Below are 12,799 nucleotides of genomic sequence, written 5' to 3' on the forward strand. Positions count from 1 at the left end.
ACCTGCTTGCGGTACTTGCACGCGCAAGTACCGCAAGCAGGTGCCGAATCGCGAGGTCAGCGAACCGCGGCCGAGACGCCGGCAGGCGCGGTACGGACCTGCTTCGCCGTGCGGTTCCAGCTCCACCAGCCGTGCACGACCAAGCCGGCGAACACGATGTAGACCGCGGCTGAGAAGTACAGGCCCGAGGAGAGCTGCAGCGGTACGCCGATCGCGTCGACGACCAGCCACACCAGCCAGAACTCGACGAGACCCGCGCCCTGCGCGGCGAAGGCGACCAGGGTGCCGACGAAGATCGCGGCGTCCGGCCATGGCGCCCACGAGGCGTTCAGCGCGTCGAGGACCAGCGCCATCGCGGTGGTCCCGATCGCGAACGCGCCGATCATCGCCAGCCGCTCGCCGAGACGGCCCTTGCGGACGACGACGCCGTAGACCGGGTCGCTGCGGCGGGACCAGGCCCACCAGCCGTAGATCGAGATGACGAGGATCGCGATCTGCCTGGTGGCGAGCCCGCCGAGATGCGCGGAGAGGTAGACCGAAAAGAGCAGCACGGTGGCGCCGACCTGGACCGGCCACGTCCACAGCGTGCGGCGTTGCGCCAGGAAGACCACGGCCAGCGCGAAGATCTGCCCCGCCAGTTCGGCGAAGGAGATCCACTGTCCGAGCACCGTGACACCGTTGTGCAGCAGGAACTCCACGTCCGCACCCCTCTCCGTCTCCCGCTCCAACATGCTCCGTCGCGACGCCATTCCCCAGCGAGTGTGAGGTGCGGAACAGGGAGACGGCTCGAGAGACACTGAGGCGGAGTAGCCGGGGACCCGCAGGACACGAAAAGGGCCCTCCACCGCGTGCTCCGCGGCGACGGGCCCTCATCGACTCCACGCGGGCCCGGCGCCTTCCTCGATCACCGGGCCCGCGGGATGCTCAGGAATCTACGCGACCGATGCCCACGGGCGAAGTCGGCGGCTCCGAACGGACCTCCTGCTTGCCCGCGCCCGGCTCCAACTGGCCCTGCAGATTGGCCAGCCAGCCCTGCCAGCGGTCCTGCGCGGGCTTGATCAGGCCGCCGCCGAAGCCGACGACGACGACGCCGCCGATGGTGGCGAGGACGGCGATCAGGATCGGCCCGGTGATCGCCGTAGCGATGTTCACCTGGCCGAGCGCGGCGATGATGCCGAACGCCATGATCATCCAGTAGGCGATCGTGCCGAGCAGCCGTCCCGCCGGCCGGGTGGAGAGCGCCCCTGTCACCAGGTCTCGGACGACCTTCGCGACGGCGGCCGCGACGATCACCAGCACCAGTGCCACCAGGATCCGCGGCAGGAACGCGATGATGTCGTTGAGCAACGCGCTGACCGGATTGCTCTCACCGAATACGCCGAACGCGAGTTGCAGCGCGATCAGGAGAATGAAGTAGTACACGAGTTTGACGAGGATTCCGCCCGCGTCGACATTCGCCTGTTTGAGCGTTCCGGTGAGTCCGGTCTTCTCGATCAGCTTGCCGAATCCGATCTTCGACAGAACCAGTCCCAATGCCTTCGACAAGGCTTTCGCGATCAACCAGCCGATGAACAGGATGACCAGGAAACCGGCCAACTTCGGCACGAAGGTGGCAACAAGGTTCCATGCTTGTCCCAGACCGTCTTTCAGCTGCTCGCCCACGGCGAACTCCCTCCTCTGCGCATCCGCGACCTACCCGGTGCGGCTTGCGAGGGATCGTTGATCACCGGCACCGTACCGGCAACTCGGCGACCCACGATCGAGTGAGTGAGCTAGCGGGAAAAGATCCACAAGTCGCATACTTGTCCTACCGGTGGGGACCGGGGAGACGAGGCCGTCCGGCGCAGCGAAAAACGCGAGCGCCGGGCGGCCTCGAGTATTTTGCGAACTCCTTTCGCAATTCACCGCCATCTGTCCACTTAGGACTGGAGCGGTAACGGACCGCAGGATGAAGGCCACCTTTGCCCGGCGGACTAGGATCGGCTGACCATGGCTGATGCGACCTCCGGACGGCAAGTGCCCAAGCACCACGGGCTGTCCGTCAAGACCCTCCGGCGGCTCGAGCACGCCTCCGGCCGGCTCGCGAGCGCGAGCGTGGCGGTGATGGAAGAGCGACTGAGCTGGTTCAACCGTCTTCCCGCCGACCAGCGCGCGAGTGTCCTGCTGATCACCCAGGCGGGTGCCGCCGGTTTCGTCGATTGGCTCCGCGACGCGAAGGAGGCGCTCTCCCTAACCACCGAGGCGTTCCGCGAAGCACCCGCCGAACTTTCCCGTTGGGTGAGCCTGCGGCAGGCGGTCGGCATGGTGCGCCTGGCGATCGAGGTGTTCGAGGAGCAGCTGCCGGAGTTCGCCGCGAACGAGGCGGAACGCGCCGCGCTGATCGAGGGGATCCTGCGCTACGGCAGGGAGATCGCGTTCGCCGCCGCCAACTCCTACGCGGCCGCCGCCGAGGCGCGCGGCGCCTGGGACGCGCGACTGGAGGCCTTGGTCGTCGACGGCATCGTCCGCGGCGACGCCGAGGAAGCGGTGCTCTCCCGCGCCGCCGCGCTCGGCTGGGATCCCGCCGCGCCCGCCACCGCACTGGTCGGCACCCCGACGTCGGACGACCCGCCCGCCGTCGTGTTCGAGGTCCGCAGCCGCGCCGCCCGTGTCGGGCGCCCGGTGCTGCTTTCGGTGCAGGGGTCCCGCCTGGTCGTGGTCGTCGCCGGTCCCACCGACGGCAGCGTCAAGGACCGCGAAATCCTCACCAAGCTTTCGGTCGCGTTCGCCGAGGGCCCGGTCGTCGCCGGGCCGACCGTGCCCACCCTCGCCGAAGCGCACCACAGCGCGACCGAGGCGCTCTCGGGCCTGCGGGCCGTCGTCGGCTGGCCCGGCGCGCCACGGCCCGCGAGATCGATCGACCTGCTGCCGGAACGCGCGTTGTCCGGCGATCCCGAAGCCGAACGCCTGCTCGTCGAGCAGATCGCCCGGCCGCTGGAGGAAGCAGGCCCGGCACTGTTGCGGACGGTGGAGACGTACCTCGACAGCGGCGGCGTCCTGGAGACCTGCGCGCGGACGCTGTTCGTGCATCCGAACACCGTCCGGTACCGGCTGCGGAAGGCCGCCGAACTCACCGGCCGCCACGCCGCCGAATCGCGCGACGCCTGGGTGCTGAAGGTGGCGCTGACCGTCGGGCGGCTGGCTCGTGCTCGTGGGCTCTGGTAGCCGCGGATCGTGAGTCAGGCCGTGGCCGGATCGGCGGCTTCGGCCGCCCGCTCGATTTCCGCCCGCCGCTTCTCCCAGAAGGCCGCGTCCCGCCGGGCCGTATCGACCTCGCCGTCCACTTGCTCGCGCAGGATGTCGGCGTGCCCGGCGTGCCTGCCGGTCTCCGTGAGCATGTGGACCAGGACGTTGAACAGCAGCACGTCCGGACGTGGCCACCAGGGCACGTGGCCGGGCGAGTCGATCGCTAGAGCGGCGATGGTCGCGTCGGAGTGTTCCCAGGCGCGCCGGTAGCGGCCGGTGATCTCCTCGCGAGTTTCGTGTTCGGTCGCCCACAGGTCGGTACCGCGCTGCTCGAGATCATCCCATCGGGGGACGGGCTCGGGGAACGGCCGATCGAAGACCTCGCCGAAATACCGGGCCTCCCAGACCGACAAGTGCTTGACGAGACCGAGCAGGTTGGTCCCCGTCGTGGTCAGCGGACGCCGGATGTCGTACTCGGACAACCCGTCCAGCTTCCGGAGCAGCACTTCACGGAGCTCTCGCAGTTCGCCGTGCAGGTACTCCTTCGCGAAATCGTCGATCATGAGCACGAGCATGCACCAACCGGCCGGTGACTCTGCGCAGTGACGGACTTCATAGGGAAAGCTGGTTGAACCCGACAAGGCTTTTGGGTTAAGCGCAGAGATCAGGATGGCACTTTTGGAGGTTTCCTACAACTACGTCGGCCGGACTTGGTGAGCGTCGGCATCACGACCATGGTGGCCGAGAGTGTTCTCTAGTGGGGTGACAGTCGCAGTCCTCGCCCCCGGTCAGGGTTCCCAAGCCCCAGGCATGCTCTCCCCTTGGCTCGAGCACGACGGTGCCCGCGCGCGCGTCGAAGCCTGGTCCGAGCGGGCCGGTCTCGACCTGGTCCGTCTCGGCACCGAAGCCGACGCCGAGGAGATCCAGGACACCGCGATCACGCAGCCGCTGATCGTGGCGCTGTCGCTGCTCGCGTTCGAGCACCTTCAGCGTGAGGCCCCGGTCGCCGCGGCCTCGCCGGTCGCCGGTCACTCCGTCGGCGAGCTGGCGGCCGCCGCCATCGCCGGGGTGCTGAGCCCCGAAGACGCCGTCGCGCTGGCCGCCGTCCGCGGCGCGGAAATGGCCAAGGCGTGCGCGCTGGAGCCCACGAGCATGGCCGCGGTCATGCTCGGCGACCCGGAGCAGGTCGTCGCATGGCTCGACGGGCACGGCCTCGCCGCGGCGAACCGCAACGGCGCCGGCCAGATCGTCGCCTCCGGCGCCGCCGACGCGATCGAGAAGATCGTGGCCGAGCCGCTGGAGGGCACCAAGGTCCGGGCGCTCAAGGTCGCGGGCGCGTTCCACACCTCCTACATGGCACCCGCGCGTGAAGCGCTGGCCGCCCACGCTGCGAAGATCACCCCGGCGGACCCGACGCGTCCGCTGCTGTCGAACGCCGACGGCCAGATCGTCACCAGCGGGGCCGAGTACCTCGACCGGCTGGTCAAGCAGGTCACGAACCCGGTGCGCTGGGATCTGACCATGGACGGTCTGGTCTCCGCGGGTGTCACCTCGACGCTCGAACTTCCGCCGGCGGGCACGCTGACCGGGCTGGTCAAGCGGCAGCTCAAGGGAACCGTGACCACCACGATCGCTCTGAAGACGCCCGCCGAGCTGGCGAAGCTTCAGGGGCAGGAGGACGCTTCGTGACCGACCGATCCACCTTGCGGCAGGCGCCGGGCGCCGCCGGGACCCGCATCCTCGGTGTCGGGAGCTTCCAGCCCGAGAAGATCGTGACCAACGACGATCTCTCGAAGATCATGGACACCAACGACCAGTGGATCCGCGACCGGGTCGGCATCGTCGAGCGCCGGTTCGCCGAAAAGGACGAGTCGCTGGTCGACATGGCGGTCAAGGCTGGCACCGCCGCGCTGGCGGACGCCGGGGTGGACCCGTCCGAAGTGGACACGGTCATCCTGCCGAACTGCACGATGCCCACGCAGATCCCGAACGCCGCCGCGCAGGTGGCCGACCGGATCGGCATCACGCATCCGGCCGCGTTCGATCTCAACGCCGCCTGCGCCGGGTTCTGTTACGGCATCGGCGTCGCCTCGGACCTCATCCGGGCGGGCACCGCGAAGAAGGCGCTCGTCATCGGCGCCGAAAAGCTCACCGACCACGTCGACCCGGTCGACCGCGCGAACGCGATCATCTTCGCCGACGGAGCGGGCGCGGCGGTGGTCGGCGCGGCCGACACCCCGCAGATCGGCCCGGTCGCGTGGGGCAGCGCCGGCGAGCACGTCGACCTCATCTACATGCGCGACGACAAGTGGATCTACCAGGAGGGCCAGTCGGTCTTCCGCTGGGCGACCACGCAGATCGCGCCGATCGCCTTGCACGCGCTGGAACTGGCCGGGCTCGAACCGTCCGATGTGGACGTGCTGATCCCGCATCAGGCCAACCTGCGCATCGTCGAAGCCATCGCCAAGAAGCTGCGCGCCAAGGGCGCCCGCGAGGACATGGTCGTGGCCGACGACATCAAGCACTCGGGCAACACCTCGTCCGCGTCGATTCCACTGGCGCTGGACCACATGCGCAAGGCAGGCACCGTGAAACAGGGCGACGTCGTACTCGCCGTGGGCTTCGGTGCCGGACTCTCCTACGCGGGCCAGGCCTTCATCTGCCCGTGATGAATACTTCCCTTGTGGACACCGTGTCCGCAGGGCAGCCGAAAGCATCACCGAGAAGGGAACAACCAGTGGCAGACAACGCAGAGATCCTCGCCGGCCTCGCCGAGATCGTCGAAGAGGTCGCCGGTGTGGCGCAGGACGACGTGACCGCCGAGAAGTCCTTCGTGGACGACCTCGACATCGACTCGCTGTCCATGGTGGAGATCGCTGTTCAGGCCGAGGACAAGTTCGGCGTCAAGATCCCGGACGACGAGCTCGCGAACCTGAAGACCGTTGGCGACGCGGTGAACTACGTGTCGGCCAACTCCAAGTAAGTCCGACTTCTTGATTGGCGCCGACCTTGGGGAGACTCCAATGAGCAACATCGACGTCGTGATCACCGGGATGGGCGCGACCACGCCGCTCGGCGGGGACGTCGCGTCCACGTGGGACGGCCTGCTCGCCGGCGCGAGCGGGATCCGCCGCATCGAAGCCGACTGGGTCGACGAACTCGAGCTGCCGGTGAAGATCGGCGCCATGCTCGCCGTCGACCCGTCCGAAGTCCTGCCGCGGGTCCAGGCCCGGCGGCTGGACCGCTGTGAGCAGGTGGCGCTCATCGCCGCCCGGCAGGCTTGGGCGGACGCGGGCTTCGAGCAGCCGACCGACGAGCATCAGGATGTGGAACCCGAGCGCCTCGGGGTGACCATCGGTACCGGTGTCGGCGGTCCGGTCACCCTGATCTCCCAGAACGACCTTCTGCACAAGCAGGGACTCCGCAAGGTCTCCCCGCTGACCGTGCCGATGCTGATGCCGAACGGCCCCGCCGCACACGTCGGGATCGATCTGAAGGCGCGTGCCGGTGTGCACTCGCCCGCGTCGGCCTGCGCGTCGGGCGCGGAAGGCATCGCCGCCGGCTACGAGATGATCCGCTCGGGCCGGGCCGACGTAGTGGTCGCCGGTGGGGCCGAATCGTGCATCCACCCGATCACCCTCGCCGGTTTCGCGCAGGCGCGGACGGTGTCCACCCGCAACGACGATCCGACCAAGGCGTCCCGGCCGTTCGACGTGAACCGTGACGGTTTCGTCCTCGGTGAGGGCTCCGGAGTCGTGATCCTGGAGCGGGCGGACCGCGCCAAGGCACGCAACGCGCGGATCTACGCGCAGCTCAGCGGATACGGGATCACCTCGGACGCCTATCACATCACGGGCAACCACCCGGAGGGCGTCGGCCAGATCGCCGCCATGCGGCAGGCGATGACGATGGCCGGGGTCTCCCCGACCGACGTCGGCCACGTCAACGCGCACGCGACCTCGACGGTCGTCGGCGACGTCGGCGAGGCCGCGGCGATCCGCAACGCCGTCGGCGAGCACGTCGTGGTGACCGCTCCCAAGGGCGCGCTCGGCCACCTGGTCGGCGGTGCGGGCGCGGTCGAGGGCATCGCCACGATCCTGGCGATCTACCACGGGCTCATCCCGGCGACACTGAACCTCGAGGACCTGGACCCGAAGGTGCAGCTCGACGTCGTCTCCGGCGAGGCGCGCAAGGTCGAGCTGGGCGCGGCGATCAGCAACTCGTTCGGCTTCGGCGGGCACAACACGGCTCTGCTGTTCACTCCGGCGGCCTGATTTCAGTACGTGAAGGCCCCCTTCACTGCGTCTAGCGCGGTGAAGGGGGCCTTCACGTATTTCGGCCGGGCTCAGGGATGGATGAGCCAATGCGTCATGGGGTGGTCGTCCTGGCAGATGTAGATCTGCATCTGCGTGAGATCCGCGGTCTCGCCCTTGGCGTCCAGGCACCGGATCCTGTTGTCGCCGCCGCCGACCCTGGAGTAGATGAACTTCGGCACGAAGTTGGGGACCACCGGTGGGATCCACCTCTGGTTGCTGTTGTCGTTGCATCTCACCTGGTTGACCGGGGCTCGACTGGTGTTCTCGCCGATGACGTTGAGGCAGAAGCCACTGGCCTGGTTGACGAAGTAAACGGTGTCGTGGGTATTGGGGACGATCGCCCATTTCTGGACGGCGTTGTCGTTGCAGGGCATCTGCACGACAGCCGCGAGCTCCGCCAGTGGGTTGTTCGGATGCGGCTGGATGCACTTGTTGCTGCCGTAGTTGCGTACGCGGTAGTAGCCGTCCGCGCCCGCGGGCGGGGCGGCCAGCGCCGTCACCGCGAGCGCGGCGCTCAGCAGTCCGATGATCTTGGCCTTCATGATTCCCCTCGTCTCCCTGGGTGCCGCCGATCGCGGCCTGGTGCGTCGAGACTGGCCGGAAGTGCTGCGTCACCGCTGCGTCCGCGCTGCGGTGGAACGTTTCCGCCTCGGGGGACGACCTCTCCAGGAGGGGGGTCTCATGCTGGTGCGGATTCTCGGGCCGGTGGACGTGGTGGCCGACAGTGTGGTGCGGCCGGTGCGGGGGTCGCGGCGCAAGGCGTTGCTCGCCGTGCTGGCCTTGCGGGCGGGCGAGATCGTGAGCGTCGACCGGCTCATCGACGTGGTGTGGGGTACTCGGCCGCCCACGGCGAACACGGTGCAGACCCACGTTTCGGCGTTGCGTCGGATGCTGGGCGACCGCGACGCGATCGTGGCCCGCTCCCCTGGCTATGTCCTGAACGCGGCGACGGATCTGGGAGACGCACAGCGCCTGATCGAGCAGGCCGGGCAGACGCCGGATCCCGCTTCGACCGCGGCGTGCCTGCGGGAGGCCTTGGCGTTGTGGCGGGACCAGCCGCTGGCCGACGTCACCGGCATGCCGTGGCTCGACGAGCAGGCCGAGCGGCTCGCGTTGCTGCGGCTCGACGCCGTGGAAGCACTCGGCGAGGCACGGCTGGCGCTCGGCGAGCACGCGGGGCTCGTGCCCGAACTGGAAGAACTGTGCCGCCTGCATCCGTTCCGCGAGCACCTGCACCGGCAGCTGATGCTCGCGTTGTACGGCGTGGGACGGCAGGCGGACGCGCTCGACGTATACGACCGCGTGCGGCGGGCGCTGGACGATCAGCTGGGTGTCGAACCGGGTCCGGCGCTGCGCGAGTCGCACGCCGCACTGCTCCGTCAGGACACCTCCTTGGACCGGCCACCGGCGCCGCTCACCGCCGAACCGAACAGGTTCTGCACGACCGGCTCCGGCGCGCGGATCGCCTACAACGCCACAGGCCGGGGATCCCCGCTGGTGATCCCGCCCGCCTGGATCGCGGCGCTGGAGCTGGGCTGGGAAGACCCGGGACTACGCGCGCTCTACGCACCCTTGGTGGCCGGGCACCGGGTGATCCGCTACGACATGCCGGGCACCGGGTTGTCCGGTCCCCTTGTCCAGCCGAGGTCGCTGGACGGTGAGGTCGAATCGCTGCGCACGGTCGTCGACGCGGCCGGAGCGGAGCGGGTGGCCCTGCTCGGTGGGTCGATGGGGGCGCCGGTGGCGCTGGCGTTCGCGGCCCGCTATCCGCACCGGGTGGATCACCTCGTGCTGTACGGCGGGTACGCCGACGGCGGCGCCATCGCACCCGCGTCCGCCCGGCGGGCGTTCGTGGGCCTGGTCCGGGAGAACTGGGGTCTCGGCACGGAACTGCTCGCCGACGTCCTGATGCCCGACGGCGACGCGGCTGCCCGCGCGCGGTTCGTCCGCATGCAGCGCGCGACGGCGTCGGCCGAGGCGGCCGCCGGTTTGCTGACCACCTGCTACGAATTCCGCGTCACCGAACTGCTCGACCGGGTCACCGCCCCGACGCTGGTGCTGCACCGGCGAGAAGACCGGGCCATCCCCTACGAATCGGGCAGGGAACTCGCCACCCGGATCCGGGACGCCCGGTTCGTCGCGTTGGAGGGACGCAGCCACCTGCCGTACGTCGGAGACGCGCACGCGGTGGTGAACGCGATCGTGGACTTCCTCGCCTGTCACGCCTCCTGACGTTTGACCAGATGCCGCCCGATCCACCAGGCAGCTTCCACCAGCACGATCCCCACCCCGGCACAGGCGAACGCCGACAGCGTGTACGCGCTCACGCTCGGGTCCAGCGCGAAGAACTTCTGCGTGAACGGGATCAGGAACAACGCGAGCGTCAGCACGACCATCCCGCCGATCAGCAGGATCTTCCACCACCGGTACGGCCGCGCCACGATCCCGAGTACCCACAGCGCGATCGTGATGAGCGTGATCAGCGCGGTCGTCCCCGCTTGGATCTTGTCCAGTTCGGACTGTCCGGATCCCTTGTACACCAGCAGGTAGCTCACGAAGGTCGCGGTCGCGATGACCAGCCCGGCCGGGACGGCCATCCGCATCACCCTGCCGACGAAGCCGCTTCGGGCGCGTTCGTTGTTCGGCGCCAGCGAAAGCACGAAGGCGGGCAGGCCGATCGTGAACCACGCGGTGATGGTGATGTGCCGCGGCAGGAACGGGAACGGCACCTGCGCGATGCCGACCATCAGCGCCAGCAGCACCGAGTAGACCGTCTTGGTGAGGAACAGGTTCGAGACGCGCTCGATGTTGCCGATCACGCGCCGCCCCTCGGCGACGACGTGCGGCAGGGTGGCGAACTTGTCGTCCAGGAGCACGATCTGCGCGACCGCGCGGGTGGCGGGACTGCCGGCGCCCATGGCGACACCGATGTCCGCGTCCTTCAGCGCGAGGACGTCGTTCACACCGTCGCCGGTCATCGCGACGGTGTGGCCCTTCGACTGCAACGCACCGACCATCGCGCGTTTCTGCAACGGGGTCACGCGGCCGAAGACGGCGCGCTCCTCCAGGGTGTCGGCCAGCTTTTCGGCATCGTCCGGGAGCTTCCGAGCGTCGACGGGTTTGTCCGCGCCCGGCAGGTCCAGGGTGCCCGCGACGGCGCCCACCGAAATGGCGTTGTCGCCGGAGATGACCTTGACCGCGACGTCCTGGTGCGCGAAGAAGTCCAGAGTGTCCTTCGCGTCCGGGCGGACCTTCTGCGCCAGCACCACGAGCGCGACCGGTTCGATGGCGCCGGGTCCCTCGGCCGCGTCGACGGCTCGCTCCGCACGGCCCAGCAACAGGACGCGCAGGCCGCGAGAGCCGATCTTCTCGGCCTCCGCCCGGTGCTCCCCCTCGGGCAGCAGGACGTCGGCCGCGCCGAGCACCCAGTCGCCGTCGCCGTTGAACGACGCGCCGCTCCACTTGCGCGCCGAGGAGAACGGCATGGTCGTGGAGACCCGCCAGCCCGGATCGGTCCGGTGCGCCTCCGCGATCGCCTGCAGGCTCGCGTTCGGCCGGGGATCGGCGGCGGCGAGCGCGGCCAGCGCGTCGTCCACCGGATGGCCCGGCGTGATCTCCCGGACCTCGGAAAGCCGCATCGCGTTCTCGGTGAGCGTGCCGGTCTTGTCCGCGCACACCACGTCGACCCTGGCGAGTCCCTCGATCGCCGGGAGTTCCTGCACCAGGCACTGGCGCTTGCCGAGCCGGATGACACCGACCGCCAGCGCGACGCTGGTCATCAGCACCAGTCCTTCGGGCACCATCGGCACGAGCGCCGCGACCATGCCGCGCAGCGCGTCCGGCCACGCCTGGTCGCCCGCGAGCTGGTTGTAGATGGTCAGCGCGCCCGCCGGGATCAGCAGGTACGTGATGAACTTGAGGATCTTGTCGATGCCCTGCCGCAGCTCCGACTTCACCAGGGTGAACTTGCTGGCCTCCGCGGCCAGTTTCGCCGCGTAGGACTCGTCGCCGATGACGTCCGCGCGGTAGGTGCCGCTGCCCGCGACGACGAAGCTGCCGGACAGCACCTTGTCGCCGGGCTGTTTGATCACCGGATCGGATTCACCGGTCAGCAGCGACTCGTCGACCTCCAGCGCGTCGGCCGTCAGCGTCGGGCCGTCGACGACGATCTTGTCGCCGGGCCCCAGTTCGACGAGGTCGCCGAGCACGACGTCTTCCGGGGCGATCTCGGCGCTCTGCCCGTCACGGCGGACCGTGGGCTTCGCCTGCCCGACGATGGCGAGCCGCTCCAGCGTCCGTTTCGCCCGGAGTTCCTGGATGATGCCGACCGCGCTGTTGACGATGATCAACCCGCCGAACAACCCGTCGATGAAGTACCCCGTCGACAGGATGAGCACGAACAGCACGCCGTAGATCGCGTTGATCCGGGTGAAGACGTTCGCGCGGATGATCTCGCCGGTGGTCCGGCTGGTCTTCGTCGAGACGACGTTGGTCTGGCCCGCGGCCACCCGCCGGGTGACCTCTTCGCTGGTGAGCCCCCTCGAGGCGTCGGTCAGCAGGGCCGGCTGATCTATTGCCATGCCCGCGACTCTATTCCGCCCGGTTCCCGCCCGCGTCAGCCTGCGGGACGATGTCACCCCTTACTTCAGCATCTTTCGTGTTCGGGGTTGGTACCGCCTTCGGTGGTGTCGACGCGCCACGAACCGCTCTCCAGTCGCAGCGGCAGCACCAGCCGCCAGCGGATGCACGCTTCCGGCAGGTACACCGGAGCGTCCTCGACGTCCTGCGTACTGGTGAAGGCGACGAGTACCCGGAGCGTGTTCGGCGCGCCCGGCTCGATGCGGTAGACGAGGATGCTGCCGTCCCGAGTGGACTGATAGTCCTTCTTCCACTCCGACGCGGACTTGGTCTTGGCCCGTTCGCGGGTGACCACCGAAGTCCACTTCGGATAGTCGCGTTCGTTGATGGAGTCGAAATATCCCTGCAGCACCTGCCGGACGCTTTGGTACTGCGGATGCGCGAAGACGTCAGGAGTCACCTCGACGGCGGGCGAGCCTGGCTGTTCCTCCGGGGCGACCGACGTCGGCGAGTCGCTGACGACCGGTTCGGTGGGCGCGGCTTCCGGGCGCAGATAGAGATCGCGTGCCAGCAGCCCGACGCCGACGGTCAGGGAGACCACGACCACGATGACGGGGATCAGCCACCGCTGGCGAGAGAAGGGGCGAGGCTGGGCGGTCACCCTGAAAGGTTAGCCGCCC

Annotated in this window: 12 protein-coding genes; 6 read left to right on the forward strand and 6 right to left on the reverse strand. The window is 69.0% G+C overall.

Annotation, left to right across the window (positions count from 1 at the left end; translation table 11 throughout):
* Positions 1 to 56 precede the first annotated feature (56 nt).
* Together DL991_RS22945 and DL991_RS22950 are read right to left on the reverse strand one after the other, a co-directional pair.
* Positions 57 to 698, reverse strand: a complete 642-nt coding sequence (locus DL991_RS22945; protein WP_125786409.1) for a nicotinamide mononucleotide transporter family protein — start codon at positions 696 to 698, stop codon at positions 57 to 59.
* 226 nt (positions 699 to 924) lie between these two features.
* Complete coding sequence (locus tag DL991_RS22950) at positions 925 to 1,662, reverse strand: hypothetical protein (RefSeq protein ID WP_125786410.1); 738 nt, start codon at positions 1,660 to 1,662, stop codon at positions 925 to 927.
* A gap of 327 nt (positions 1,663 to 1,989) precedes the next feature.
* On the opposite strand from DL991_RS22950, the gene DL991_RS22955 reads away from it, so the two are divergent.
* Positions 1,990 to 3,204 (forward strand): CdaR family transcriptional regulator, encoded by a 1,215-nt coding sequence (locus DL991_RS22955; RefSeq protein ID WP_125786411.1) that lies wholly within the window; start codon positions 1,990 to 1,992, stop codon positions 3,202 to 3,204.
* Between the two features lie 14 nt (positions 3,205 to 3,218).
* Here DL991_RS22955 and DL991_RS22960 read toward each other — a convergent pair whose 3' ends face one another.
* On the reverse strand, positions 3,219 to 3,788 hold the full coding sequence (locus DL991_RS22960; protein WP_125786412.1) for a DinB family protein: 570 nt from the start codon (positions 3,786 to 3,788) through the stop codon (positions 3,219 to 3,221).
* 199 nt (positions 3,789 to 3,987) lie between these two features.
* Between DL991_RS22960 and DL991_RS22965 the strand changes: the two genes are divergently transcribed.
* The 4 genes from DL991_RS22965 (at position 3,988) to DL991_RS22980 (ending at position 7,499) form a co-directional block, all read left to right on the forward strand.
* Positions 3,988 to 4,914, forward strand: a complete 927-nt coding sequence (locus DL991_RS22965) for an ACP S-malonyltransferase (RefSeq protein WP_255431373.1) — start codon at positions 3,988 to 3,990, stop codon at positions 4,912 to 4,914.
* Entirely contained in the window at positions 4,911 to 5,894 is a 984-nt protein-coding gene (locus tag DL991_RS22970; protein ID WP_125786414.1) for a beta-ketoacyl-ACP synthase III, read from the forward strand. The genes DL991_RS22965 and DL991_RS22970 overlap by 4 nt, the downstream gene beginning before the upstream one ends.
* A 68-nt stretch (positions 5,895 to 5,962) precedes the next feature.
* A complete protein-coding gene (locus DL991_RS22975; RefSeq protein ID WP_004559006.1) occupies positions 5,963 to 6,208 on the forward strand; it encodes an acyl carrier protein in 246 nt (81 codons plus the stop codon).
* A gap of 40 nt (positions 6,209 to 6,248) precedes the next feature.
* Positions 6,249 to 7,499 (forward strand): beta-ketoacyl synthase, encoded by a 1,251-nt coding sequence (locus DL991_RS22980; protein ID WP_125786415.1) that lies wholly within the window; start codon positions 6,249 to 6,251, stop codon positions 7,497 to 7,499.
* A 71-nt stretch (positions 7,500 to 7,570) separates the two neighbouring features.
* Here the strand turns inward: DL991_RS22980 and DL991_RS22985 are convergent, their stop codons facing one another.
* Positions 7,571 to 8,083, reverse strand: a complete 513-nt coding sequence (locus DL991_RS22985; RefSeq protein ID WP_125786416.1) for an RICIN domain-containing protein — start codon at positions 8,081 to 8,083, stop codon at positions 7,571 to 7,573.
* A 139-nt stretch (positions 8,084 to 8,222) separates the two neighbouring features.
* Here DL991_RS22985 and DL991_RS22990 point away from each other — a divergent pair, with 139 nt between their 5' ends.
* The gene (locus DL991_RS22990; RefSeq protein ID WP_158634446.1) at positions 8,223 to 9,773 is read left to right on the forward strand and encodes an alpha/beta fold hydrolase; all 1,551 of its coding nucleotides are present in this window, start codon (positions 8,223 to 8,225) and stop codon (positions 9,771 to 9,773) included.
* Here DL991_RS22990 and DL991_RS22995 read toward each other — a convergent pair.
* Both DL991_RS22995 and DL991_RS23000 read right to left on the reverse strand, forming a co-directional pair.
* Complete coding sequence (locus tag DL991_RS22995; RefSeq protein ID WP_199754035.1) at positions 9,761 to 12,121, reverse strand: cation-translocating P-type ATPase; 2,361 nt, start codon at positions 12,119 to 12,121, stop codon at positions 9,761 to 9,763. The two genes, DL991_RS22990 and DL991_RS22995, sit on opposite strands and share 13 nt — an antisense overlap.
* Positions 12,122 to 12,186: 65 nt before the next feature.
* Positions 12,187 to 12,780 carry a hypothetical protein gene (locus DL991_RS23000; RefSeq protein WP_125786418.1) on the reverse strand — a complete coding sequence of 198 codons (594 nt, stop codon included), beginning with the start codon at positions 12,778 to 12,780 and terminating at the stop codon, positions 12,187 to 12,189.
* Positions 12,781 to 12,799 lie beyond the last annotated feature (19 nt).

The organism is Amycolatopsis sp. WAC 01375, from assembly GCF_003947325.1.
Lineage (GTDB): Bacteria > Actinomycetota > Actinomycetes > Mycobacteriales > Pseudonocardiaceae > Amycolatopsis.

Bases quoted from the DNA above. Each gene is read 5' to 3' on its own strand.
- DL991_RS22955 (WP_125786411.1), top strand. From the start codon at position 1,990: ATGGCTGATGCGACCTCCGGACGGCAAGTGCCCAAGCACCACGGGCTG.
- DL991_RS22960 (WP_125786412.1), bottom strand. From the start codon at position 3,788: ATGATCGACGATTTCGCGAAGGAGTACCTGCACGGCGAACTGCGAGAG.
- DL991_RS22980 (WP_125786415.1), top strand. From the start codon at position 6,249: ATGAGCAACATCGACGTCGTGATCACCGGGATGGGCGCGACCACGCCG.
- DL991_RS22985 (WP_125786416.1), bottom strand. From the start codon at position 8,083: ATGAAGGCCAAGATCATCGGACTGCTGAGCGCCGCGCTCGCGGTGACG.
- DL991_RS22990 (WP_158634446.1), top strand. From the start codon at position 8,223: ATGCTGGTGCGGATTCTCGGGCCGGTGGACGTGGTGGCCGACAGTGTG.
- DL991_RS22995 (WP_199754035.1), bottom strand. From the start codon at position 12,121: ATGGCAATAGATCAGCCGGCCCTGCTGACCGACGCCTCGAGGGGGCTC.